This window comes from Acinetobacter sp. Swhac1 (genome assembly GCF_013390985.1).
Classification (GTDB): Bacteria; Pseudomonadota; Gammaproteobacteria; order Pseudomonadales; family Moraxellaceae; genus Acinetobacter; species Acinetobacter towneri.
The window spans coordinates 32174-56534 of the sequence record NZ_JACASN010000006.1; the positions used below are offsets into that span (position 1 = coordinate 32174).

Annotated in this window: 21 protein-coding genes; 10 read left to right on the top strand and 11 right to left on the bottom strand. The window is 42.6% G+C overall.

Going from position 1 to position 24361, the window contains the following annotated elements:
- Positions 1–76: 76 nt before the first annotated feature.
- The 6 genes from HX743_RS04435 to HX743_RS04460 form a co-directional block, all read right to left on the bottom strand.
- On the bottom strand, positions 77–2065 hold the full coding sequence (locus HX743_RS04435) for an ATP-dependent helicase (RefSeq protein ID WP_178318600.1): 1989 nt from the start codon (positions 2063–2065) through the stop codon (positions 77–79).
- A 147-nt stretch (positions 2066–2212) separates the two neighbouring features.
- Entirely contained in the window at positions 2213–2968 is a 756-nt protein-coding gene (locus HX743_RS04440) for a hypothetical protein (RefSeq protein WP_178318601.1), read from the bottom strand.
- 172 nt (positions 2969–3140) lie between these two features.
- Entirely contained in the window at positions 3141–5780 is a 2640-nt protein-coding gene (gene topA / locus HX743_RS04445; RefSeq protein ID WP_178318602.1) for a type I DNA topoisomerase, read from the bottom strand.
- Positions 5781–5813: 33 nt separating this feature from the next.
- A complete protein-coding gene (locus HX743_RS04450; protein WP_178318603.1) occupies positions 5814–6263 on the bottom strand; it encodes an ammonium transporter in 450 nt (149 codons plus the stop codon).
- A gap of 261 nt (positions 6264–6524) precedes the next feature.
- Positions 6525–7490: a hypothetical protein gene (locus tag HX743_RS04455; RefSeq protein ID WP_178318604.1), complete on the bottom strand. Its 966-nt coding sequence runs from the start codon at positions 7488–7490 to the stop codon at positions 6525–6527.
- A gap of 127 nt (positions 7491–7617) precedes the next feature.
- Positions 7618–7860: a SlyX family protein gene (locus HX743_RS04460; RefSeq protein WP_004976120.1), complete on the bottom strand. Its 243-nt coding sequence runs from the start codon at positions 7858–7860 to the stop codon at positions 7618–7620.
- 35 nt (positions 7861–7895) lie between these two features.
- On the opposite strand from HX743_RS04460, the gene HX743_RS04465 reads away from it, so the two are divergent.
- The 3 genes from HX743_RS04465 to HX743_RS04475 all read left to right on the top strand — a co-directional run bounded on the left by HX743_RS04465 (position 7896) and on the right by HX743_RS04475 (position 12017).
- Entirely contained in the window at positions 7896–9803 is a 1908-nt protein-coding gene (locus tag HX743_RS04465) for an ATP-binding cassette domain-containing protein (protein ID WP_178318605.1), read from the top strand.
- Positions 9804–9944: 141 nt separating this feature from the next.
- On the top strand, positions 9945–10880 hold the full coding sequence (locus tag HX743_RS04470) for a lauroyl acyltransferase (protein ID WP_178318606.1): 936 nt from the start codon (positions 9945–9947) through the stop codon (positions 10878–10880).
- Between the two features lie 24 nt (positions 10881–10904).
- Entirely contained in the window at positions 10905–12017 is a 1113-nt protein-coding gene (locus HX743_RS04475; RefSeq protein WP_004976117.1) for a glycosyltransferase family 4 protein, read from the top strand.
- A 337-nt stretch (positions 12018–12354) separates the two neighbouring features.
- Here the strand turns inward: HX743_RS04475 and HX743_RS04480 are convergent, their stop codons facing one another.
- Positions 12355–13482 carry an endonuclease/exonuclease/phosphatase family protein gene (locus tag HX743_RS04480; RefSeq protein WP_178318607.1) on the bottom strand — a complete coding sequence of 376 codons (1128 nt, stop codon included), beginning with the start codon at positions 13480–13482 and terminating at the stop codon, positions 12355–12357.
- Between the two features lie 189 nt (positions 13483–13671).
- On the opposite strand from HX743_RS04480, the gene asd reads away from it, so the two are divergent.
- From asd to truA, 5 genes are all read left to right on the top strand, one after another.
- Positions 13672–14790 carry an aspartate-semialdehyde dehydrogenase gene (gene asd, locus HX743_RS04485; RefSeq protein WP_004976115.1) on the top strand — a complete coding sequence of 373 codons (1119 nt, stop codon included), beginning with the start codon at positions 13672–13674 and terminating at the stop codon, positions 14788–14790.
- A gap of 169 nt (positions 14791–14959) precedes the next feature.
- The gene (locus HX743_RS04490) at positions 14960–16378 is read left to right on the top strand and encodes a FimV family protein (RefSeq protein WP_250316199.1); all 1419 of its coding nucleotides are present in this window, start codon (positions 14960–14962) and stop codon (positions 16376–16378) included.
- Between the two features lie 66 nt (positions 16379–16444).
- Entirely contained in the window at positions 16445–17794 is a 1350-nt protein-coding gene (locus HX743_RS04495) for a fimbrial protein FimV (RefSeq protein ID WP_178318609.1), read from the top strand.
- A gap of 46 nt (positions 17795–17840) precedes the next feature.
- The gene (locus HX743_RS04500) at positions 17841–18821 is read left to right on the top strand and encodes an asparaginase (RefSeq protein WP_178318610.1); all 981 of its coding nucleotides are present in this window, start codon (positions 17841–17843) and stop codon (positions 18819–18821) included.
- Between the two features lie 12 nt (positions 18822–18833).
- Positions 18834–19631, top strand: a complete 798-nt coding sequence (gene truA, locus HX743_RS04505) for a tRNA pseudouridine(38-40) synthase TruA (RefSeq protein ID WP_004976106.1) — start codon at positions 18834–18836, stop codon at positions 19629–19631.
- A gap of 128 nt (positions 19632–19759) precedes the next feature.
- Here truA and HX743_RS04510 read toward each other — a convergent pair whose 3' ends face one another.
- The gene (locus HX743_RS04510) at positions 19760–20767 is read right to left on the bottom strand and encodes an AraC family transcriptional regulator (protein ID WP_004976104.1); all 1008 of its coding nucleotides are present in this window, start codon (positions 20765–20767) and stop codon (positions 19760–19762) included.
- 230 nt (positions 20768–20997) lie between these two features.
- On the opposite strand from HX743_RS04510, the gene infA reads away from it, so the two are divergent.
- A complete protein-coding gene (gene infA / locus HX743_RS04515) occupies positions 20998–21219 on the top strand; it encodes a translation initiation factor IF-1 (RefSeq protein ID WP_001284370.1) in 222 nt (73 codons plus the stop codon).
- A 158-nt stretch (positions 21220–21377) separates the two neighbouring features.
- Complete coding sequence (locus tag HX743_RS04520) at positions 21378–21788, top strand: hypothetical protein (protein WP_104853020.1); 411 nt, start codon at positions 21378–21380, stop codon at positions 21786–21788.
- 129 nt (positions 21789–21917) lie between these two features.
- Here the strand turns inward: HX743_RS04520 and leuB are convergent, their stop codons facing one another.
- The 3 genes from leuB to leuD form a co-directional block, all read right to left on the bottom strand.
- On the bottom strand, positions 21918–22997 hold the full coding sequence (gene leuB / locus HX743_RS04525; protein WP_178318611.1) for a 3-isopropylmalate dehydrogenase: 1080 nt from the start codon (positions 22995–22997) through the stop codon (positions 21918–21920).
- A gap of 39 nt (positions 22998–23036) precedes the next feature.
- Positions 23037–23600, bottom strand: coding sequence for a hypothetical protein (locus tag HX743_RS04530; protein WP_178318612.1), 564 nt, complete (start codon positions 23598–23600; stop codon positions 23037–23039).
- Between the two features lie 102 nt (positions 23601–23702).
- Positions 23703–24353: a 3-isopropylmalate dehydratase small subunit gene (gene leuD / locus HX743_RS04535; protein WP_004976094.1), complete on the bottom strand. Its 651-nt coding sequence runs from the start codon at positions 24351–24353 to the stop codon at positions 23703–23705.
- Between the last annotated feature and the right edge of the window lie 8 nt (positions 24354–24361).

The window sequence follows — 24361 nt, forward strand, 5'->3', positions numbered from 1 at the left end:
ACAACCTTAAAATAGGCAAAAAACATCAAAAAGCACTCGCCTACTCTACTTTTTGCAGGAAACCTTGTGGCATAGTTTAATCGAGATCTATACCAAAATCTAAATTAATCGCTTGGCGTTCCACCAAGGCACTTTTCACAGTTTGCTGACGGGTACGGTGATGAGTTTCCATGCTACACAACTGACGTGTCAAATCATTCAAAAAATAACTGTCTAGCTTGCGCCCCTGTTCATCTACCATGTCACGCGCCCACAAATTCAGATTTTGTTTGGTTAAAATCAGTTCATTTTGGGCGCGGGTCAAGGCCACATACAACACGCGACGTTCTTCTTCAATATCATCAAAACTGCCCTGCGCCCGCGAGTGTGGGTACTGCCCCGGTGTCACATTGGCCACATAACAAACTTTTTGTTCTGTGCCCTTGGCAGAGTGAATCGTAATCAAAGTGACCACATCGGTATCTGACTGACGTTCAATTTCTGAAATAGATACAGGATCGAGTACGTACTCTTCTAAAAATTCACTTAACTGCGCATGCTTGGCTGCCAATTGTTGTACCAACTGAAAATCTCCCTGACGACGATTCCAGTCTTTTTTATAATTTTCTGCCAATTGTTCCTGAATGGCTTCTATCCCCAAACCGACACAAGCAGCGACTTCATGCCGTAAAACGTCCATCTGCTTCATAATCAGTAAAGTTTTTTCAGGCAATTTTCCAAACTTTTCCAACTTTTCAATAATTTTATCCATGCTCGGTTCAAGCAATAGTTGTTGTGCCAACTTACTCGCACCGACATCACCCACGCCATTCCATAAAGTGAGAAAACGCATCCACGCAATATCATCTAAAGGATTGGCAATAACGCGCAATAAACTAAGCAAGTCTTTTACATGCGCAGTTTCCAAGAGCTTCATGCCGCCAATAAAACGATACGGCACACTTGCCGCAATACAGGCAGCTTCAATATGTCGCGCTGCAAAACTTGAACGCACCAAGACCATGTGATCTGACCACGGCGCGCCTTGCAAGAAATGTCGCTCTTTAATATCAATCGCAATCCATTTGGCTTCATCAAATTCATTCGGGAAAATATGCATTTTGGGTTTGATGCCATCACCACGATGCGCCTGCAACCGTTTGTTATAGCGAATCTCACTTTGATCTAACAACCAATTGGACAGGTCTAAAATTTCCTGCGTAGAACGGTAATTTTGCTCTAATTTGAAAATTTGAGCATTGGGTACGCGCTCTGTGAAATGATGAATATTTTCAAAATCTGCACCACGGAAACCATAAATCGATTGTGCATCATCGCCCACACAAAACAAACTGACCCGATCTTTTAAAGGCTCAAGCAAAGCCCATTGCAAAGGATTGGTGTCCTGCATTTCATCGACCAGAAGATGCTGACAAATTGACGCGACATAATCGACCAGACCTTCCGACTGCGCCAATGCCGATGCCACCACAGCCAAAATATCGTCATAATCGAGAAAGCCACGTGCACGTTTACGGCTTTCGTATTCCTGCATAATTTCAGCAATTTGATCTTTTAATGCCAAATATTCAGGCTGTTGCTTTTCTAAAGCCACACTCAGTTTTTGACGGGTATTCCGCGCAAAAGAATACAAATCACATAATTCTTGAGGCTTAGGCAACTGACTTGGATTTTTCTTATCATCTTTTCCGCGAATGAGGCGAAACATCATCAACTGATCATCACGATCAATAATAGAAAATTGTTCCAAGCCAAAAGCTTTAGGAATACGTCGTAACAAGTACATACAAAAAGTATGAAAGGTCGAAGCACGTAAGCCTTTGGCTTGCTCGCCCAGTGCCAACTCCACCCGTGCGACAATTTCACTCGCCGCACGGCGGGTAAAGGTCAAAATTTGAATTTGATTGGCTGGAATACCTTGATCAATCAAGTACGCTGCACGTGCCACAATGGTTTTGGTTTTGCCACAGCCTGCGCCAGCCAAGACCAGACTATGTTGATATGCTGTCGTGGCTGCTTGTTTTTGCTGGGGATTCAATTCATCAATTAGGCTGGCTAAACTCATAGTGACTCATCGTACTGGGTGGATGAATAGTTTAACAGATCGGTTTAGGAATAAACCCATGAATATAAATGGCTCGGTTCATGCCTAAACACATACTTTTACACAAGCTCTATTGTAGAGATGTGGATAAGTACATGCTTATCCACATTATTTCCAGCCCAATTCTATGGCAGTGATTTCGTTAATACGTGTCTGTTGTAACGATTCAGGCATTTTACTTTTGCTTTGCGAAAGTGGCACATAACCCGCCATCAGTTCAGCCTGTCGTTGTGGATACAATGGTTGCTGATTTGGGTCTGCATAACCAATCGGATAAATCGGCTGACCTGTGCTTAAATCATATTTATCTGTGGCACCAAAGGTATGCAGTAATTCATGCACCATCACCAACGTATTACGCTGACTGTGCGCAGCAGAAGCAAATAAATTCACCGAGCCAATTTTGCCTTTTTGCAAAGCGGTGGAATGCTTCAAAATTTGAGTTTGACTCGGATCATAATAATTCAGGTACAGTGTCACTGTTGCAGCACCATCACTGCTTTGTCGTTGCTGCCAAGCGTAAAAACGGAACTTTAAACTCCAAAGTACGGTGCTCAGTAGCGATGCTTGCTCAGGCACTTTTGGTGGCAACTCCTTTAATTCTCGCCCCTGTTTGAAATAAAGCGCAATGGGTTGCCCACGATACTGCAAAGAAGCTTGTTTTAGATAGTCTTGAGCAGAATTTAAATTATTGATATTTAACGTATTGATATAGTTTTGGGTATTTGATCGTCCATCGGCATTGATTGGATGTAACAATACGATGATGGGCTTATTCCAGTCTTGGTTCTGATCACGCCAAGCATTGACTGCGACGACCAGCAAAACCAGCAATAAGCATAAAATTCGGATTTTTTTCCACATACTTTAAATATCTTTAGGCAATCACTTTACCGAGTTTAATCTTATTATCTTTAAACTCGACCCCCACATCGGATTAAGATTCACAAAACCTCTCTGTTTTTTATTTTTCACATTTCAAATTATATGATCTAAAAAAATGCTGACCGAAGCCAGCATTTTGTAATTTGGATAATTAAGCCTCAACCCATTTACCATCTTGGTAAACCAATGACCATTTGGTTTGTTTGCCTTCAGGCGTTTCCGAACCAATATATTGCGCTTGATTCTTACGGCTGAATTTCACTAATGTTGGATTACCCTCTGGGTCTGCATCAGGTGCTTGCAAAATAAATTGATATTTTGGATCAAGCTGTTCTGCAACAGTACGCAATTCCGCGACTTTCGGCGCACGGGTTTCACGTACTTTCGGGAACTTACTGGCTGCCAAAAACAAGCCTGCTGCACCATCACGCAACACAAAGAAATCATCGTGTTTGGTTGAGCGTAAATGTTCCATTTTAATTGGATCAACACGCGGTGGCGCAGGCTGACCATTCTTGAGTACTTTACGTGTGTTTTCACAACTGGTGCAGGCAAAATAAGGGCCAAAGCGACCTGTTTTCAACTGCATTTCGCCATCACACTTGTCGCACGGAATGGTTGGGCCATCATAGCCTTTAATTTTGAACTCGCCTTCTTCTAGCTCAAAACCTGCACAGTCTGGGTTATTCCCACAAATGTGCAGTTTACGACCACCATCAATTACATAGCTGTCCATGGCAGTTTCGCAAATTGGACAGCGTTTTTTAGACATCAAATCTGCAGTTTCAGCGGTATCATCATCCGACAATGCGGCAAGCGACTCGACAGGAGTCAGGTTCAAAGTTCCCTTGCAACGTTCTTTTGGTGGCAAGTTATAGCCTGAACATCCCAAGAAAACCCCTGTTGTACCTGTACGAATCTGCATTGGACGTGAACATTCTTTACAATGTACTGCATCAACCTCTACAGGTAGATTACGGCGCATGCCTTGTTCGCCCTGTGCATTGGTCAAACGCTGCTTGAAGTCACCATAAAAACTGTTGAGTAAGTCTTTCCAGTTACGTTCTCCATCTGCAACTTTATCCAGCTGACCTTCCAAGTCTGCTGTAAAATCGTAGTTCATCAGGTTATTAAAACTTTCATCCAGACGATCTGTAACAATCTCACCCATTTTTTCGGCAAACAGACGACGGTTTTCCAGTTTGACATAACCACGGTCTTGAATAGTTGAAATAATCGCAGCATAGGTCGATGGACGTCCAATACCTTTTTTCTCAAGCTCTTTCACCAAAGAGGCTTCGGTAAAACGCGCAGGCGGTTTGGTAAAGTGTTGTGATGGATCAAGCTTCTCTAATTTAAGAATTTCACCGACTTTAACTGCAGGCAGTAACACATCATCATCCGATTTGTTTTGCCCACGCACTTTGGTAAAGCCATCAAAAACTAGCGTACGACCTTTGGCTTTTAACTCGACACCATTAGCATCAACCAAAATGGTCGATGATAAATATTCGGCTGGTGTCATTTGGCAAGCGACGAACTGACGCCAAATCAGATCATATAAACGCTGTGCATCGCGCTCTACACCCACCAAACTGTCGCCTTTAAGCGCAACATTAGATGGACGAATCGCTTCGTGCGCTTCTTGTGCGCCTGCTTTATTGCCATAACGATTTGGTTTAGCAGGCAGATATTTTTGACCAAACTCCGCTTCAATATGCGTACGCACCATATTGACCGCGTCATCACTCAGGAAGGTCGAGTCTGTACGCATATAGGTGATAAAACCTGCTTCATACAAACGCTGTGCCAGCATCATGGTTTTCTTGACTGAAAAACCAAGACGGGTACTCGCAGCCTGTTGCAGCGTTGACGTGATATACGGCGCACTTGGGTTGACTTTGGTCGGCTTATCTTCACGTGTAGATACGGTGTATTGCGCATCTTTAATCAAGTTCAGTAAAGCATCGGTTTCAGCTTTGTTGCGTAACTTGAGGGTTTTACCCGCTTGCTTAACCGCTTCTAGACGAATGTCATCTTTTTCAGATTTAGTATCTGCAAAGACTTGCCAATATTCTTCGGGTACAAAGGCGCGAATTTCACGCTCGCGCTCCACAACCAGCTTCACCGCAACTGACTGCACTCGTCCTGCCGATAAACCACGGGCAATTTTTTCCCAGAGCAGTGGCGAAATCATAAAACCCACCACGCGATCTAAGAAACGACGTGCCTGTTGGGCATTGACTTTGTTGGTATCTAAACGCGCAGGATGCTTAAAGGCTTCTTGAATCGCATTTTTGGTAATTTCGTTAAACACGACACGTTGATAACGTGAGTCATCTCCACCAATGACTTCTTTTAAGTGCCACGCAATCGCTTCCCCTTCACGGTCCAAGTCCGTTGCGAGATAGACTTCATCGACCTGCGATGCCAGTTTTTTTAATTCCGCGACAACATTTTCCTTGCCTGGCAGCACTTCATAATGTGCTTTCCAGTCATGTTCAGGATCAACCCCCATACGGTTGACTAATGCTTGTTGAGCTTTTTCAGCTTTCTGAGCCTCGGTCAGTTTGGTTCGGGTGGTGGTTTTCTTTTCTGTGGTTTTTGCGCTACCACTGGTTGGTAAATCACGAACATGACCAACCGAAGACTTCACAATGTAGTCCGAACCAAGATATTTATTGATTGTTTTCGCTTTTGCAGGCGACTCCACAATCACTAAGGCACGTTTGTGACCAGCTTCAGATTTGGCTGCAGTGCTTTTGGATGTGGACCGAGGAGCGTTCGCCATAAGTAACCGTATTTCCTATTTAATGTTTTAAAATTAACGTTCAGCCAAGCTATGTAAAAAGGCTTTCATCTCATCTAATTGAGTCGCGCGAAGATCGGCTTCTTCATCCCAATAGATTCCTACACAGTTTGCCTGCATATCAATAGCATAAATACCCTTTAATGCAATGGGTAAGTCTTGGAATTTATCATCACCATGTAGCAGCTCTAGCTTTTGATCTTTCACCAAAGCACGCATTAATGGTAAACGTGCATCGGCAATGAGTACGCTGTAATACGCCACCATACTGGCACGTGATTCCGTAGCTTTCGGAATTTTTGTCCAATCAGGTGCAACCACCAAACGTGGATGTAGTCCCATTTTTCGGGCTTTTTCACGCATCAATCCCAAAGCTTTTTCTCTTGGGCTAACGCGCAAACCAAAAATAGAGCCCATCACAAATATGATGATGGCAACGGCAACCCAAATTCCAGTATTTTCCATAGTACAACCTTTCTATTCTTATATTAGAGTTGCATAAGCACAATATAAAACGCAAGATTAAAATAAGCTGTGATTTATTTATTTCAACTGTTTTAGTCTATCTGCCTACAAACAGCTTAAAATTGTCTTACGTGAAAAGGCATCATTTTCAAAACTTTAAATGGTTGATAAATGATGAATTAAATCAGTCGCATCAATAAAAAACTATCTTGCAGATGGGTTTTAAATCGACTCATGCCATTAATCGAAAAATTCTAAAACTTAGCTTAAAAACATTTCATGACTATATAGAACTTCATGTCCATTCCAATAAATATAGCCTTTTTCTATCAGTTCTTTGAGCAATAAACGAATATCAGATTTTGGAAATAACTGTTCCAGCAAATCACGCAATTCATAAATATCTTTCGGCTTTTCACCTTTTAGCTCACGTAATTTTTTGGCAACTTCCCATTGCACAGGGTCAATTTGGCTAAAGTTTTTAAACAAACTGTGCTGAGGATGTACCTCTGCGGTTTCAGTTTTTGCCGCGATTGTAGGAATGACTGTCGCCTCTTGCGTAGATTCTTCCACGACATCTAGGTCAAGTTGTACCCACTGCTTCAGTACTTTTTTACGAAAGCTAATTTGCTCATCCACTCGCTTTACAATTTTTAGGTTCATCAACATGCCAACCACATGCTGCACTTTGTCTGCCTCAAGTTGCAAAATATTGGCAATCGAGTTTTTTAAAGCCTCTACGTTGGTTGGCTTGCCTGACATTTTTGCTAGTGCATCACAATACTTTTTTACCAACAGCAATTCAGGTTTGCTGCGGATTGCCGTTGGGCTTGGTAAACGATTTTTGCTTTTTCCAGATTGCGTATCAGGCTGAATATGAATCAAGTGACAGGCAATTTCAGATGCTTGCAACATTTCCATTAAAATCTGAATACTGTCTGCCGCAGAAATCACTTCAACTTGTGTTTCTGGCTCTAGCAGTGCCATCAGCTGCCCCACCACCACCGCATATTCAAACTCTTTGAACTCTGCGCGCGGGCTGTCTAAAATCATAAGCTGACCCGTACTGATCCAGCCTGCGAACTCGGTTAGATCCTGCAAGTTATATTCAAATTTTCCTGCACAATTAAACAGATACACACTCGGATGATGCTCAATAATTTCTCGCAACAAAGTCGCGGTAGGCAGGTTGTTTTCAAGGTCAAGTAATACAACTTTAGAGGACATAAACTTTAGCGGACACAATAGGGTTTAAAAGATTCAGGCACAGCAGCCGAGCATTACAGCGGGAAGTACAGCAAAGGTCAAATTAAAATCAGCACGGAAACTAATACCGTTGATTAAGTACGATTGATTAATAGTGTGGTGGGCGATTGGTCATCGGGTCAAATGGTGCAATCCCATCCGACAAATCTGCCGACTCTACCCGCTGATATAACAACTGCATTTGTTTCTTTAAATCAGCAATTTCCAGACTTTGATGAACCACTTGTTCATTCAATTGCTCAACTAAATCGTCCAAAAATGCAATTCGCACTTGCAAATCTTCAATGGGTGCGGAAAATGACGCCTGATCATCTATACTTTGTTTAGTCATTTCAAATCCTCATTTGAGATTTTTTAGGAAACACTATGGCCTATATTACTTTAAGGGATGTCCAACTCGCATTTGGTGGACCTGCCTTGCTCGACGGCGCGAATTTTAACCTAGAACGTGGCGAACGAGTGTGTTTGATTGGCCGTAATGGAGAAGGTAAGTCTACTCTACTTAAACTGATTGAAGGAAGTTTACTGCCCGATGCAGGTGAAGTGTCTATTCAAAATGGCATCACCATTGCCATGTTGGCGCAAGATGTGCCCATGGATTCAGGCAAAGTCGCCGATATTGTTGCTGATGGTGCAGGCGAAGCTGCTGCAGTATTAAAAGCCTATCACGAAGCCAATGATGCCTGTGTATTGGGCGATATGGATGCCTGTGACCGTATGGGGAACTTGCAACACAAGCTAGATCAGCTTGATGGCTGGGCGCTAGAAAATAAGGTCAATGCCATTTTAAGTAAAATGGGACTTGATCCAAATGCCGACTTGGCCGATTTATCGGGTGGACGTAAACGTCGTGTGTTGTTGGCACGTGCCCTACTCACCCAACCTGACGTATTGTTGCTAGATGAGCCGACCAACCACTTAGATGTGGAAAGTATTGAATGGCTAGAAAAATTTTTACTCGATCAAAATAATTTAACTCTACTGTTTATTTCGCATGACCGTGCTTTTGTCGATAGTATCGCCACCCGCATTGTCGAGTTAGATCGTGGTGTATTACGCAGCTACGAAGGCAACTATTCGCGTTATTTAGATTTAAAAGCGCAGCAACTTGAAGCTGAAGAAAAACAAAATGCGCTGTTTGATAAAAAACTGGCCGAAGAAGAAGCATGGATTCGTCAAGGCATTAAAGCACGTCGTACCCGCAACGAAGGACGTGTGCGTGCTTTAAAAGCCTTACGTGAAGAATCCAAAGCACGTCGCTTCCAACAAGGCAAAGTCAATATGGCAGCGCAGGAAGCCAATCGCTCAGGTAAACTGGTCTTTGATATTGAACATTTACAAGTGGCCTTTGGCAATCAAGCTCCAATTATCAAAGACTTTTCAACATTGGTATTACGTGGCGACCGTATTGGTTTAGTTGGTGATAACGGTGTCGGTAAAACCACCCTGATTAAAGCCATTTTAGGTGAAATTGAGCATGGTGGCTCTGTCAAAACAGGCACACAACTGGAAATTGCCTATTTCGACCAATTACGCAATGTCTTGGATTTGGAAAAGTCGGTCAAAGATAACGTGTCTGAAGGTTCAGATTTTGTTGATGTGAACGGACAACGTCGTCATATCTATAGTTATTTACAAGACTTTTTATTCTCACCAGAACGTGCGCGCACGCCTGTTAAAGCCTTGTCTGGCGGTGAACGCAACCGTATTTTACTGGCAAAATTATTACTCAAACCATCTAACCTGATAGTGATGGATGAGCCGACCAACGACTTGGATATGGTCACTTTAGAATTGCTTGAGGAAATGCTCAGCGACTATAAAGGCACCTTATTGCTGATTTCACACGACCGTGCCTTTATGGACAACGTGGTGACTTCAACTTGGGTATTTGATGGCAAAGGCAATATTGATGAATATATTGGCGGCTATCAGGACTATTTGCAGCAACGCCCAGACCAAACTGTGGTTGATCAAAAAAGTGATGTTAAAAAAGCCGTTGCCAAAGCCGAAGCGGCTGCAGCAGCACCAACGGCTAAAAAAGTAAAATTGAGCTACAAAGATCAACGTGCTTTAGAGCAGTTGCCAGGTGAAATTGAAGCACTGGAACAGGAACAAACCGAATTGGCTGAAAAACTGGCGGATGGTTCTTGGTTTGTAACAGATGCCAATGCAGCCACCAAAGCCTCACAGCGTTTGGCTGAAATTGATGAAGAACTGCTGGAAAAACTGGAGCGTTGGGACGAACTGGAAAACTTGGCGAATGGTAACTAGGGTCTATTGACACTTCGTCTACGCTTGTCCTGAAAGACTTCGCAAAACCGTTTTAAGCATCTTTCCCATTGGACGGATGCTTTTAAATTTTAAAATCGGTTCGTGCTAAACTGCAACGATACAACACTTTACACGGTCATTATGAGTCAACACACTGAATATCAACCAGGCGAATTTCAATGGTCTTTCCTGTTGCCAAAATATTGGGGCATCTGGATTGGCATTGTCTGCCTGATGATTTTAGCCATTTTGCCGTGGGCGATTCAGTATCGTTTGGCGCAGCTTTTAGGCAATCTTGCCTTTAACAGCATGAAATCTCGTCGTGTAACAACATTACGCAATTTGGAAGTATGTTTTCCAGAGTGGAGTGAGGCTGAAATTCAAGAGAATGCTCGACAAGTCTTTGTCGATCAGATGCTCGGCGTATTTGAAACCTTAAATGCGTGGTACTGTCCACAGTGGTTTAAAGGACGTACTCAGGTTGAAGGTTTAGAACATATTCAGCAAGCCCAAGCAGCTGGACGTGGAGTTTTATTGTTAGGCACACATTCTACTCTGCTAGATGCAGGCGGCTATGTCTGTGCACAATATTTTGACCCCGATGTGGTCTATCGTCCACAAAACAATCCCTTACTGGACATGCTGATTTACCGTTGTCGCGCCACCATTTACGGTCATCAAATTGACCACGATGACATGCGTGGTTTAATCCGCCACTTAAAAAATGGTCGTGCCATTTGGTATAGCCCAGATCAGGACTTTGGTTTAAAACAAGGTGTTATGGCGCCATTTTTTGGCGTGCCTGCTGCGACAGTTACAGCGCATCGTCGTTTACTTAAAATGACCAAAGCCGCAGCAATTCCGTTATATTTTTACCGTACAGGCAAGCTTTCCAACCCGCAATATAAAGTCTTGATTGAACCTGAACTGCTGGATTTCCCAAGCGCAGATGAAGTTGCAGATGCAACGCGCACCAATTTCATTATTGAGCAGCAATTACGGATCGCTCCTACCCAATATATGTGGTTTCATCGTCGGTTTAAGAGCCGCCCCGAAGGTTATGACAGTATTTACTAATCTGTACGGCAGAAGGAAAGATTCATGAAGGTCATGCAGTTATTACCCGAATTAAACAGTGGCGGGGTAGAACGCGGTACGCTCGAAATCGCCCGAGCCTTGGTCGCTCAAGGACATACGTCATTGGTGGTGTCGAATGGCGGACGGATGGTTAACCAACTCGAAGCTGAAGGTTCCACTCATTTAAAGTTAGCCATCCACAAAAAATCATTATCAAGCTTGTGGCAAATCCGTCCTTTACGCCAACTGATTATGCAACATCAACCTGATATTGTGCATGTACGTTCCCGCGTACCTGCATGGCTAACTCATTTTTCCCTAAAAGGTATTCCAGCCGAAAAACGTCCACACTTAATTTCAACTGTACATGGTTTTTATTCAGTTAACCGTTACAGCCAAATTATGACCCAAGCGGAAAAAGTGATCGCAGTTTCTGACAGTGTAGTCAAATACATTCGTGATCATTATCAAAACTGTCCACCTGAAGATATTGTCCGTATTTATCGTGGAATTGACCCTGCTGCATTTCCGCACGGGTATCAACCTTCGGCACAATGGATGCAACAAACCTATCAAGATTTCCCAGAACTTGAACATAAGTTTTTAATTTGTTTGCCGGGACGTATCACCCGCTTAAAAGGTCATGAAACATTGATTGATCTAATTGCGAAATTAAAAACCCAGTATCCACAGATTCATGCTGTTGTTGTAGGCGGTGCAGATGTTAAAAAAGCAGCTTATTTACAGGAACTGGAACGCAATATTCGAGATAAACATCTGACCGAAGCGATAACCTTTGTTGGACACCGTTCTGACATTCGCGAGTGGCTTGCGTTTAGCGATATTGTACTTTCACTTTCCAATCAGGCGGAAACCTTTGGACGCACTGCACTTGAGGCTTTATCTGTAGGAACACCTGTGATTGGCTGGAACCGTGGTGGTGTGGCTGAAATTTTGTCACAACTGTATCCGCAAGGGCTCATCGCAGCAGATGACCAAGTGGCTTTATTCAATGCAGTGCAATTGCATCTGGAAATACCGCAAAGTGTCACCCCTGTTGAATTGTTCAGCTTGGCAGATATGTGTCATCAAACCTTAGATTTATATCAGCAAGTTTTGCAGTCAAAACACACCTAAAGCCTTAAAACTGAATCGAGCTGATTGAAATTTAATTTGTTTAAAAACAATGAGAATGAAAAAATAAGCCCTAAAAAATCATCGCCCGAGTTCTACATCCTGTAAAACTCGGGCTCATGAGGTTGTGCTTTCAAAACTTATTGTTATTTTATTGTATGGTGTTCCTTACCTACATCATATCCTTGATGTTTATCCCTCAGCGTCGTCTTCCTTAATGGGATATTCCGTTCCCGAGTCCTTGTGCTGATGAATTAATCTTAACCAGACCAGTCAGAATAAACCATGCGTCATGTGCCTAAATCCGTGTAAGCCATTTCGTACACTTTTCGTTTAATTTCTAAACCGATTTATCCTGTGCTTTATACGGTTGTGCAATTTCATCGGTCACCAGTTTTTCTTCTTGCTCTGCTTTTTCAATCCCATCCTGAATCGCCTGTTGTGCTTCCTGCTCATCGGCATCGGTTTGCGGCAGTTCTTCCTGAATTCGATCAAACACCCGCCCAGTTTGCAATACCACATACACAGGAAAATGATCTGAACCAATATGTGCTAAACGCTGCATATCTACCAATGCAAAATCTGTACTATGAAATACATGGTCTAATGACCAACGCAGTAAAGGATAATCGGCATGAAAGGTATTGATATAGTGCCGCCCTACGCGCGGGTCGAGCAAGCCACTGATTCTTTGAAACAAGCGCGTAGTCCGCGACCACGCCACATCGTTTAAATCACCCATTACGATACAGCTTTCATCTAAATCTTTGATTTGATCGCCTACAATCAACAATTCGGCATCTCTTAAAACTGAATCTTTGGCTTCGGTAGGACTTGGTGGTTTAGGATGCAAACAATACAACTGTACAGGCTGCCCCGAAGGCAAAATCACACTGGTATGAATGGATGGAATTTCATCGCTGAGAATAAATTTGATCTCACTGTCTTTTAATGGCAAACGGCTATACAAATGCATGCCATATAAATTATCTAAAGGTGCAGCGACCCGATAAGGATAATCGGCTTCAATCACAGACAAGGCTTTCTGCCAAGCCAAATCAGTTTCTAGAGTCAATACCAAGTCTGGTTTTAAGGCTTGAATATGTTCAATCAACAGATGATATTTCTGATTTGGTGTCAGAACATTGGACACGATTAATGAAATTTGTTTTTCAGGATTTAGCTGTTCTGGACGAACTTGTTTGACCTGTTTTTTCCACAGCAAGGTGTAGGGCAAGACCATTTTGAGCTGATAAGCCAAAGCCGCAATCAGTCCAATTAAAATCACTTGGCTAGACACATCCCACGTCTGCTCCCAAATTAGGAGCAAAACAAAGGCAATGATGCCTAAAACCAAGATCTGTAAACGTGGAAAATCTGCGCCCCGAATCCACCATTCATCACGTGGAATCAGTGACCAAAAACTTAACCAAATGACTAATATTGCAAGCCCTTCTACCCAAATCATCTTGCTTTACTCTTTTGTATTTTTTGTCGTTTTTACATGAAAACCAAAGTTATCAATTTTGTATGTAACACAAACAAGAGATTTCACTCAATAATACTCATGTTTTGTTCATGTAATGCTTGCAGTTGCGCCCCCTTTTGATAGACTTATATTCCTTTATTGTTTTTTAACGCACCGAGGCAAAGTGACATGAAAGTAGGTCTGGTCGGTTGGCGCGGGATGGTGGGTTCCGTCCTTATGCAACGTATGGTTGAAGAAAATGATTTTGCTCATTTTGAGCCATTCTATTTCTCTACCAGTAATGCTGGCGGTGAAGCACCAGCGTTTGGTGGTAAGACTGCCCCAGCACTTATGGATGCAACAGATATTGAAAGTCTGAAGCAAATGGATGTCATTATTACCTGTCAAGGTGGTGATTACACTTCTGCCGTTTTCCCGAAGCTTAAAGCTGAAGGATGGAATGGTTACTGGATTGATGCTGCATCTACCCTACGTATGGATGATGAAGCGATTATCGTACTTGATCCAGTCAACATGAATGTCATTAAAGATGGCTTGGTGAATGGCACCAAAACATTTGTGGGCGGTAACTGTACTGTTTCACTCATGTTGATGGGCTTGGGTTCATTATTCCAAAACAATTTGGTGGAATGGGCAACTTCAATGACCTATCAAGCAGCTTCTGGTGCAGGTGCGCAAAACATGCGTGAGCTGATCACAGGCATGGGCTACTTGTATAACAACACCAAAGACTTGTTGGATGACCCACGTTCACCAATTTTAGACATCGACTCTAAAATTGCCGAATTACAACGCGGCGAAGGTTTCCCATCGGCAAACTTTGGTGTGCCTTTAGCGGGTTCTCTCATTCCATATATCGACAAACAGCTTGAAAGCGGTCAGTCAAAAGAAGAATGGAAAGGTCAGGTTGAAACCAACAAAATTTTAGGCAATCAGCAGATCGTTCCTATTGATGGTCACTGTGTACGTATTGGTGCAATGCGTTGTCACTCTCAGGCAATCACGTTGAAGCTGAAAAAAGACGTTCCATTGAACGAAATTGAAGATATGATTCGTCAATCAAGCCAATGGGCAAAAGTGGTACCAAATACACGCGAAGCATCAATGACCGATCTTACCCCAGTTGCAGTTACAGGGACTTTAACAGTACCTGTTGGTCGTTTACGCAAAATGAACATGGGTAAAGAGTACCTTGGTGCATTCACTGTAGGTGACCAATTACTTTGGGGTGCAGCAGAGCCATTACGTCGCATGTTACGCATCTTAATTGATTACAAAAATGCTTAAGCCTCGTCTTGAGCACTGAATCATTTTTGATTCTGTGATCAATCTCAACAAGCCAGTCAAATTTGACTGGCTTTTTTATGTAATCAACGTGTTAATATTTTACAATCGACCTACAACTCGCTACTCTATCCTTTTCGCCTTGCGATAAATGACCGAGCTAACAATTAAGATGACTGTATATAACAAATTAAAGATCGCCATTTTATCTATTTTGGCTTCACAGCAAATGTATGCAATGAATGTTGACCCGATTCAAATTCAGTCAACAACTGGGGAATTGCTCTATGCCGAAATCAACTTTCGTCAATCGAATGTGAATGAAGCGATTGATGTTAGTTTAGCTACGGCCGAAGATCTGATGTCGATTGGTGCGAGCCACCGTCCGCCTGGTCATCTTAACTTTTTTACACGTCGTAACAGCAACGGTACAGGGGTCATCACCATTACCTCATCTCGACCTCTAACCGAGTCTGAGTTGAATATTGTGGTCAAAATTAAAGAAGGTAATGCAACTCGCCTGCAACATATTCGTACACCATTAAAACGCAGTGCACCTGCGCCATTGGCCGCTATGCAACGTAGCAATGAACAAGCTTTAATGCCTGTTATGATTGTCAATGAGCAAGATATTGCTTTAAATTTACCTGTAAGTACGGCCTATCAGGTTGAAACACCCAAAGCAATTGAACAACAGGCTTTTGAAGCACCGCTAACCATTAAACGCAATACACCGCCTGCGTTAAACCATCAAGCAGTAACAGTGATTCAAACTGCGCCAAGCCGTAGCGCAGCGAGTGAAAATACGACTGTTGCTGCTCCAAAAGCAGCGCCAGCAAAAACAAATAACAACCCAACACCGACAGCATCTACAGCCACCACTTCAGTCACCGCACAACAATCGGCTGATCCATTGGTACAAAAATTTGCTGAACAGCAACGCACGAAGCAACTGGGACAAACTCAGCCTGCTGCTGCCGTGAAAAAGCCTGCACAAACAGCGGCTGCACAGGCTAAACCAAGCCCTGCCACAGCCATGCCTGCAGTCAATACCCAACACGTGGTGCAATCGAATGAATCATTATGGGCAATTGCCTCACGCATTGCGGGTGAAAATAACCGCCCTGTTGCTGAAGTGATGCAGCAAATTAAAGCCAATAATGAGCATGCTTTTATTCAAGGCGATGCCAATCGTTTGCGTCGTGGTGCGACCTTAAACTTACATGCACAAGCTAACTCTAAACCAGAGAAAAAAGCCGCAATTCCAAAACCAGAAACGGCCAGTGCACCACAATCAGGCAAAGCCAAATATCGTTTAAATCAAGCAGAAATGAGCCTTGTGGCAGAGAATCAACAAGACTCGACCCACGGTTCTGCCAAGAAGAACACACAATCCACACAAACTTCGGGTGACTTGTCATTAAAAGTTATGACATCCCGCGAGAAAACCGTTAAATTACAGAGAAACGTAACAGAATTAGAATTGGCATTACGTCAGAAGGATCACAGAATTCAATTACTCAACGCGCGCCTTGCCGAACTGCAACAACAATTGCAAAAACAACAAGCCGCAAATAAGCCAAAACACTAAATGTTACACACAATGATTTTTTTGGGATAAGGTCAAACAGGGACCACATCCTCAAGGGGTATAAACATGCTGATTTATGTGATTCCGTTTATTTTATTACTGGTGATCGCAATTTTCTTGAAAAAGCGTGAAGCAAGTAAAGAAGCCGAACCAAGCAACAAGAAAACAGCAGCGCCAGCCAAAACCAGTGGCAAGAAAACCACAACTACCAAAAAAGTTGCCCAGAAATCGGTGGTGGTTGAAGAGGTTGTTCCAACTCCACAACACTCTACCCCTGTACCTGTTAAAATTCAGACAAATATTGAAAATCTGATTAAGGAACGCAATTTCTTTGCTGCGGAAGCACAGATCAACCAGGCCTTAAAACGTGATAATTCTTTACACGGTCTGTATTTATTCTTGCTCGACATTCATTTACAGCAAAAAGATGAGTTTGCGATTGATCAATTACTCAATCATATACGCGCTTTGGGCCTTGATGATATTTTGGTTCAAGCAGAAGCTCAAAAACAAGTATTTGATGAGCAAAACAACAAAGCAATTGATGGGATTGATTTTCATCCAACGACTCCAGCGGATTTAGAATCGGCTCCTGTTGAACAAAAATCAACTGCTGATTTTGATGCCCTCATACAATCAAAAGATGATATCTCTTCTGATAGCTCTTCTTTTGACCAGTTACAGCACGAACTAACTTCAAATAAAACAGCAGCACCTGAAGCAGCTTTAGAATTTGATACCTCATCGTTAAATTTCAGCCCTGCTGCTGCACCTGTAGAAAAAGCAGCTGAGCCTGAAGTAAAAGCAGAACCTGCTGCTTTAGACTTTAATTTTTCTGTAGATACTGCACCAGCAACAGAGAAAACTGAAACACCCGCAATTACTCCTGAGCCAAGTACAAGTGCTACAGAAGCAGCCCAACCGCTTGAGTTTTCTTTTGATTTAGAACCGAATAAAACTGAAATAGTAGCATCTGAAACACCAGCAAATGCACCTGCTACAACTGAAGCCCCAAGTTTAGACTTTGACTTTTCAACAACAGAAACCCCTGCGACTGTTGAAGCAAAAACTGAACCTGCAACACCTGATTTTAATTTCACATTTGACAATACGCCTGCTGCGGAAACCAATCTTCAACCTACAACTGAACCAGAAATCATTGCTGCACCAAGTATTGCACTTGAACCTGCTGCAACCGTTGTCAGCACAGATGTTGATCTGAATGATCCATTGGTGAAATCATTCCCAGACTTATCTCAAGTGGATGAAATTCAGTTGAACTTAGACTTAGCGAGCCAATATGTAGAGTTGGGCGCTTATGATGCTACGAAAGCTTTACTTAGCGAACAAGGCGCAAATTATTCTGCTGAACAACGCCAACGTGCCGATCAGTTACTGAATCAAATCGCTTCTTAATTCAAATCAGATTAAGATAAAGCAGTCATTCTTGGCTGCTTTTTTTATGATGAAAAAAATTGCGTTAATCTATATGGGCGGCACTTTTGGCTGTGTCGGTGAACCACTAAGCCCAATGCCTGCGGAGCAATTTCTGCCACGCTTGGCACAGGTCTTACCCCTAAATTTAGAGATTGAATGCTTTGTTGCCCCTGTCATTAAAGACAGTAGTGCCTGCACAGCCGCAGACTGGTTACAGCTCATTCAATATATTCAAAAATTACAACACGATGATTTTCAACATTTCGTTATTTTACATGGCACCGACACCCTCAGCTATGCCAGCGCAGTCTTGGCACGTTTTTTAGCGCAAAGTACCCATGTCATTCTCACGGGTAGCCAATATCCCTTACTCAATGCACAAGGCACAGATACCCGTGAATTTAGTGATGCCTTGGACAACCTGAATTTTGCTTTACAACAGATTCATCAAGTGACTCAGGGCGTATATCTCGCCTTCCATCATCAACTGATTCATGCCGCAACGGCACTGAAACAACACACCACCGAGTTAAATGCATTTATAGGTCAGTCAGCTTTGGTTTGCACGGAGAGCAAATCGCAGAATGAGCCAGCATTCAACATTAGCTCTCAACATATTGAAAAAGCCCAGCACTTTAACTGCCTGAACTGGATGTTACAGCCAATTGCCATTTCCGCTTTGGTCGATAATTTAAAAGCCTTACAGCAACATCCCCCACACTGCCTGATTTTACAGAGTTATGGCACAGGCAATATGGCAATCAATGCCGAAGTGATTGAGTTAATTCAGGCCTTGCAAGCTCAACAATGTGCCGTCATTCTCACCACACAAGTCACTTTTGGTGGCATGCAACAACGCTATGCGATCAGCCAGTGGTTACAGGACAGCAAAATTTTAATCAGTGATTGCCAAAGTCACGCAGATCTTTATGCCAAAGCCTTAAAAATGTATTTACAATACGACAGCCTTGCACAGTGGTATGCGCATTGGCAGTCTTCAGTGTGATTTGAGGTGATTATGCAGCGTTTTGCAATCGGAATTGAGTTTTGTGGCATTCGGTATCGGGGTTGGCAAACCCAGCAAGCAGGCGTACCTAGTGTGCAGGAAACCATTGAAAAAGTTCTGAGCAAAATTGCCGATGAACCCATTATTTTACATGGTGCAGGACGTACCGATGCAGGCGTGCATGCAACCAATATGGTGGCACATTTTGATACGCATGCCATTCGCCCTGAACGCGGTTGGTTGATGGGTGCCAACAGCCAACTACCCAAAGACATTGCAATTCAATGGATTAAAACGATGGATATGGACTTCCATGCTCGTTTTAAGGCTCAGGCACGGCGTTATCGCTATGTCGTGTATAACAATCCACAACGCCCTGCCTTGCTGCACAAACAAGTCACTCACGCTTATTATCCCTTAGATGTCGATAAAATGATTGCGGCTGCACAGAAATTTGAAGGGACACATAATTTTGAAAGCTTTCGTGCCGCAGCGTGTCAGTCCAATCAGCCTGTCCGTCATGTCAGCCATTGCCGCTTAATTCGTCACGGCAATTATTTAGTGTTAGATATTCAAGCCGATGGTTTTTTACATCACATGGTTCGCAATATCATGGGTTGTCTATTGGAGATTGGACAAGGTTTATATGACATTGCGCATATTGACCAAATTTTTGCAGCTCAAGACCGTAAAGCAGCAGGAATTACCGCCCCACCCGATGGCTTGTATTTTATTCAGGCACACTATCCTGAACAGTTTGATTTACCGAAAGTTCCCTTAGGGCCACATTGGTTAAATATGCCGGAATAATTTAATCCCTTCCGACCTCCCTTTTCCAAAGAGAGGAGCTCCATTTCGAGGCTTTAAAACGAAAGTCCCCCTTTGAAAAAGGGGGATTTAGGGGGATTCTGTTTAGGAAAGGTTTTAAATTTTCAAACTTAACGCTGCTTGCGCTTTCTATATTCCACTGGGGTTTCATTGGTCCAGCGTTTAAAGGCACGATAGAACGTACTTGGCTCTGAAAAACCCGTTAAGTACACAATCCGCTCCACGCTTTCATTGGTATTCGATAATAATCGTTTAGCCAAACGACATCGATAATCGGACAGAATTTGCTGAAAACTGGTATTGGCTTCGCTCAATTGGGTACGCAAACGGCGTGGCGTGATATTCAATTGCGCCGCTACTGTTTCCAATGTCGTTTCACCGCTTTCTAAAGTTGAACCAATGGCACGGCGTACTTCACCAACCAAGTCATAACGCGCCAGCTCCTGCAGCTTTTCCAATGCCAACTGTTCGTGTAATTGCAATAACTCAGGTTCTGCCTGCCATAGTGGATAATCCAAAATACTCGGATCAAAATACAAACGCGTTTCTTTCTGCCCCAAACTCACAGGACATTCAAAGACCCGAAAATATTCATCATCTGCAGCGCCATCACTGAAGTTAAAGTCGATATAAATAGGCTGAAAACGACCTTCGGTAATGAATTTAAAGAAGCGTAAAACACCCGACATGGCACATTCAGAAAAATGACGATTGACGATATTTTCTGACCACGGCTGCACGCCATTGGTTAAATAGCAGCGTCCATCTTCCACCACCAATTTGGCATCAAAAGCATCACTAATCAGGCGTTGATAAGCCAAAGCACGTTTTAGGCCTTCACCAAAGTTTTCTGAAGAAATAAACAAATGTTCAATCACTTGCCCGCGATAAAGTGGCAAATGCTCCCCCAGATGTAAACCAATATCAGGGTCTTTACTGACTTCCTCAGCCGCAACCCAAAACGCATATTGTGCATTTAAAGGCGTACGCTCATTGGCTTCGACCTGATTTAAGGCCACACCTGCTTTTGTTAAAATATCTTCGGTTGGCAACCCCGCACGACGAATCGCTTGGTAGCCTAAACGCAATACAACCGATGCATCAGTTAGCTGACCCACGCAAAAACCTTCCTTGTATGTACTTCATTTATACTTAAAAAGATTGAAATTAGATTAACTGCGATTGACCGAACTGACAACCTACCCAAGCCCATTTTTACAGAAAAAGTATAAACCGATGATTCGCTTATTTTACTAACAGATGCGCTGTGTATAGGGTAAAGCATCTTGTTTTTTTCAGAAAAATTGCCTATAATTTGCGCCTTTCCAATTTGATACTCAGGTAGGCTATGGCCAATAAAGAGGAACTCATCGAGTTCGAAGGCGTTGTCACCGAAACGCTTCCTAATACTATGTTTCGTGTACGTTTAGAAAACGGTCATGAAGTGATTGCTCACATTTCTGGTAAAATGCGTAAACACTATATTCGTATTTTAACAGGCGACAGTGTGAAAGTTGAAATGACACCTTACGACTTAACGAAGGGTCGCATCACTTACCGCGCACGCTAAGTTTTAGAGTAAGCTAAAGCCACTTTCGGAGTGGCTTTTTTACGTTCACTTAAAAAAATTCTGTTTAGCTTTTCATTCGCCCTCGCAGCTTATCGAATCACCACATTCTTTTCTTGCATTGCCTTCTACAATAAAGTTTTGAGCAAGGGAGAAAAAGCATGTTATTTCGATCCTGCGTTGCTTTGGTTATTACTTCGTTTCTAGGCATTACTTTAGTTGCCTGTAGTAGCCATCCATCTCAATCAGTCATAAGCCGTGACGTCTATTTACAACAATTTGTTGGTCAATCTAGCACTTATATTTTGTCACACTTGCAGTTAAGCCAAATAGACTATCAACAAGTGGGTACAGTCGAACAAACCAAGCGAGCCTTACGTTATCAGGTCATTCGCCCCGTACGGATTCCTATTCCAATGGCACAGCATCCAACCACAGGAATTGGCGCAGTTCCGCTAAACATGGGCATCCCCAGTCATGAAAGTTATGATGTGGCGCTGTCCTGCTATATTATTTTTCACTTAGAACACAACATTGCGACATCTGTGTCTTATAGTGGGCGACACTGTTAAATAGACACCACGCTATTAAACAGCAGCACTAAATTTTTTGCACAAAAAAACGCAGCCCGTAGACTGCGTTTGCTTTAAGCCAATCGCATTTAGATATACGATTTGGCTTAAGTATCTGAGGTGTTGAAATTAGTTCAATGCCGCAACCACAGCCTGACCCATTTCTACTGTACCGACTTTGTTCATGCCTTCAGACATAATGTCGGCAGTACGCAAGTTTTGGTCCAATACATTGCCTACCGCATCTTCAATGGCTTTAGCTGCCGCTTCTTCACGGAAGGTGTAACGTAGCATCATTGCCACAGAAAGAATGGTTGCCAATGGGTTTGCCAAGTTCTGACCTGCGATATCTGGCGCTGAACCATGACAAGGCTCATACATACCTTTGCCATTTTCGTCTAAAGATGCAGATGGCAACATACCAATAGAACCTGTCAACATCGCCGCTTCATCAGACAAGATGTCACCAAACAAGTTACCTGTCACCAATACGTCAAATTGTTTTGGCGCGCGTACCAATTGCATCGCTGCGTTATCGACATACATGTGCGACAAGTTGATTTCTGGATATTGTTCTGCATGTAACTGAGTCACAGTTTGCTTCCACAACTCAGTCACTTCTAGTACATTGGCTTTATCCACCGAACATACTTTACCACCACGCAATTTCGCCATTTCAAACGCGACTTTTGCAATACGTTTGATTTCTGACTCAGCATATACGTCGGTGTTAAAACCTTGTTTTTCACCGTTTTCTAATTCACGGATACCGCGTGGCTGACCGAAATAGATACCACCCGTCAACTCACGCACGATTAAGATATCTAAGCCCGATACAATTTCAGGTTTTAAGCTTGAAGCATCTGCCAATTGCGGATACAAAATTGCAGGACGTAAGTTAGCAAACAAATTAAGTTCTGAACGCAATTTTAATAAGCCACGCTCAGGACGGATTGAGCGTTCAATGTTGTCCCATTTTGGACCACCGACTGCACCCAATAAAATTGCATCGGCTTTTTTGGCTTGCTCAGATGTTACTGCTGGGTACGGTTCACCATGTGCATCAATTGCAGAGCCACCCAATAAACCTTGTTCCCAAGTCAAACCCAAATTGAATTTTTCATTGACACGTGTCAGCACTTGCTCAGCAGCTTTCACAATTTCTGGACCAATGCCGTCACCAGCTAAAATCAAAATATGTTTTGACATGAGATTTTCCATTGTTCTTGACAGTCAAAGACTGTGGGATTAAATTTTTTGTTCTACAAACTCACCCAAGCCATTTAAGACATTGTAGGGTTTGCAAAAACGTCGAATAGTTTTGTTGTTTTGCACCAAATCTACACATAAAGGATCTGGCGCAGACACATTTAACAAGCTGCCTTTACTACGACTGCGGTCACGATACATTCTAAAGATATATTTTTGATTGGCATTAAACTTATGAATCACATGTAATTTTTCTGCACGGTCTTTAGAAATGGGATAAAAGCGAATCACCAATTCATGTTGTTTAGGCGGTACAGACAAATATAAGGCATTGGATTTATTTAAGGATGATTCCTGTAAACGCACTAAATCCTCTTGAATGGCAGCACGTGTAACACGATGTTTTTCTGAATCGACAATAGTGAGGGTATTTAAACGCTCAAACTCACAATCATCTGTACCCGCACAGTAAATCAGTGCATTGGATTTGCTTTGTTCAGTTTCTTTCACCTGTTTAATGCGTGCTGTATTCCACGTTTGGCATGCGCTTAGCGTAGTGATACATAATCCAATGACAGCAAGCCGACCGAAAATTTTAGTCATTATTCGCCCCTAACCTCACCTGTTAGATACAAAATATAAAAATTATTATGTGCCGATGTTAGCAAGAGTTAGGCAGCGATGCTATGACAAATTTCAGCGAATTTATGCCTGAATTTCGGCAAAAACCCATGGACGCGACTGCTTAGTTTTCTCTTCATAAGCACGAATGTCATCGGCTGCTTGTAATGTTAAGCCAATATCATCCAAACCATTCAATAAACAGTGCTTACGGAATGGATCTACTTCAAATTTAAATGCCGTACCGCTTGGTGTGCGTACTTCTTGCGCGTCTAAGTCGATGGTTAATTGATAGCCTTCAGTCGCCGCACACTCTTTAAATAATTGCTCGACCTGCTCTTCAGACAAGATCACAGGCAACATGCCGTTTTTAAAGCAGTTATTAAAGAAAATGTCGGCAAAACTTGGCGCAATAACGGTACGGAAACCATATTCATTCAACGCCCAAGGCGCATGCTCACGGCTTGAACCACAACCAAAGTTGGCACGTGAAATTAAGATTGAAGCACCCTGATAACGTGGCTGATTCAATACAAACTCAGTATTAATCGGACGTTTTGAATTGTCCTGCCCCGGATAACCTTCATCTAAATAACGCAATTCATCAAATAAGTTATCGCCAAAACCTGTGCGTTTGATAGATTTCAAAAACTGTTTTGGAATGATTAAGTCTGTATCGACATTGGCACGGTCTAATGGTGCAACGATACCTTGTTCAACGGTATATTTTTTCATGTTTAATT

Coding starts and splice junctions, on each gene's coding strand:
- HX743_RS04520 (WP_104853020.1), top strand. CDS start 21,378: ATGTTATTTCGATCCTGCGTTGCTTTGGTTATTACTTCGTTTCTAGGC.
- HX743_RS04500 (WP_178318610.1), top strand. CDS start 17,841: ATGATGAAAAAAATTGCGTTAATCTATATGGGCGGCACTTTTGGCTGT.
- leuB (WP_178318611.1), bottom strand. CDS start 22,997: ATGTCAAAACATATTTTGATTTTAGCTGGTGACGGCATTGGTCCAGAA.
- HX743_RS04440 (WP_178318601.1), bottom strand. CDS start 2,968: ATGTGGAAAAAAATCCGAATTTTATGCTTATTGCTGGTTTTGCTGGTC.
- infA (WP_001284370.1), top strand. CDS start 20,998: ATGGCCAATAAAGAGGAACTCATCGAGTTCGAAGGCGTTGTCACCGAA.
- HX743_RS04460 (WP_004976120.1), bottom strand. CDS start 7,860: ATGACTAAACAAAGTATAGATGATCAGGCGTCATTTTCCGCACCCATT.
- HX743_RS04465 (WP_178318605.1), top strand. CDS start 7,896: ATGGCCTATATTACTTTAAGGGATGTCCAACTCGCATTTGGTGGACCT.
- topA (WP_178318602.1), bottom strand. CDS start 5,780: ATGGCGAACGCTCCTCGGTCCACATCCAAAAGCACTGCAGCCAAATCT.
- truA (WP_004976106.1), top strand. CDS start 18,834: ATGCAGCGTTTTGCAATCGGAATTGAGTTTTGTGGCATTCGGTATCGG.
- asd (WP_004976115.1), top strand. CDS start 13,672: ATGAAAGTAGGTCTGGTCGGTTGGCGCGGGATGGTGGGTTCCGTCCTT.
- HX743_RS04530 (WP_178318612.1), bottom strand. CDS start 23,600: ATGACTAAAATTTTCGGTCGGCTTGCTGTCATTGGATTATGTATCACT.
- leuD (WP_004976094.1), bottom strand. CDS start 24,353: ATGAAAAAATATACCGTTGAACAAGGTATCGTTGCACCATTAGACCGT.
- HX743_RS04480 (WP_178318607.1), bottom strand. CDS start 13,482: ATGATTTGGGTAGAAGGGCTTGCAATATTAGTCATTTGGTTAAGTTTT.
- HX743_RS04450 (WP_178318603.1), bottom strand. CDS start 6,263: ATGGAAAATACTGGAATTTGGGTTGCCGTTGCCATCATCATATTTGTG.
- HX743_RS04455 (WP_178318604.1), bottom strand. CDS start 7,490: ATGTCCTCTAAAGTTGTATTACTTGACCTTGAAAACAACCTGCCTACC.
- HX743_RS04495 (WP_178318609.1), top strand. CDS start 16,445: ATGCTGATTTATGTGATTCCGTTTATTTTATTACTGGTGATCGCAATT.
- HX743_RS04470 (WP_178318606.1), top strand. CDS start 9,945: ATGAGTCAACACACTGAATATCAACCAGGCGAATTTCAATGGTCTTTC.
- HX743_RS04475 (WP_004976117.1), top strand. CDS start 10,905: ATGAAGGTCATGCAGTTATTACCCGAATTAAACAGTGGCGGGGTAGAA.
- HX743_RS04490 (WP_250316199.1), top strand. CDS start 14,960: ATGACTGTATATAACAAATTAAAGATCGCCATTTTATCTATTTTGGCT.
- HX743_RS04435 (WP_178318600.1), bottom strand. CDS start 2,065: ATGAGTTTAGCCAGCCTAATTGATGAATTGAATCCCCAGCAAAAACAA.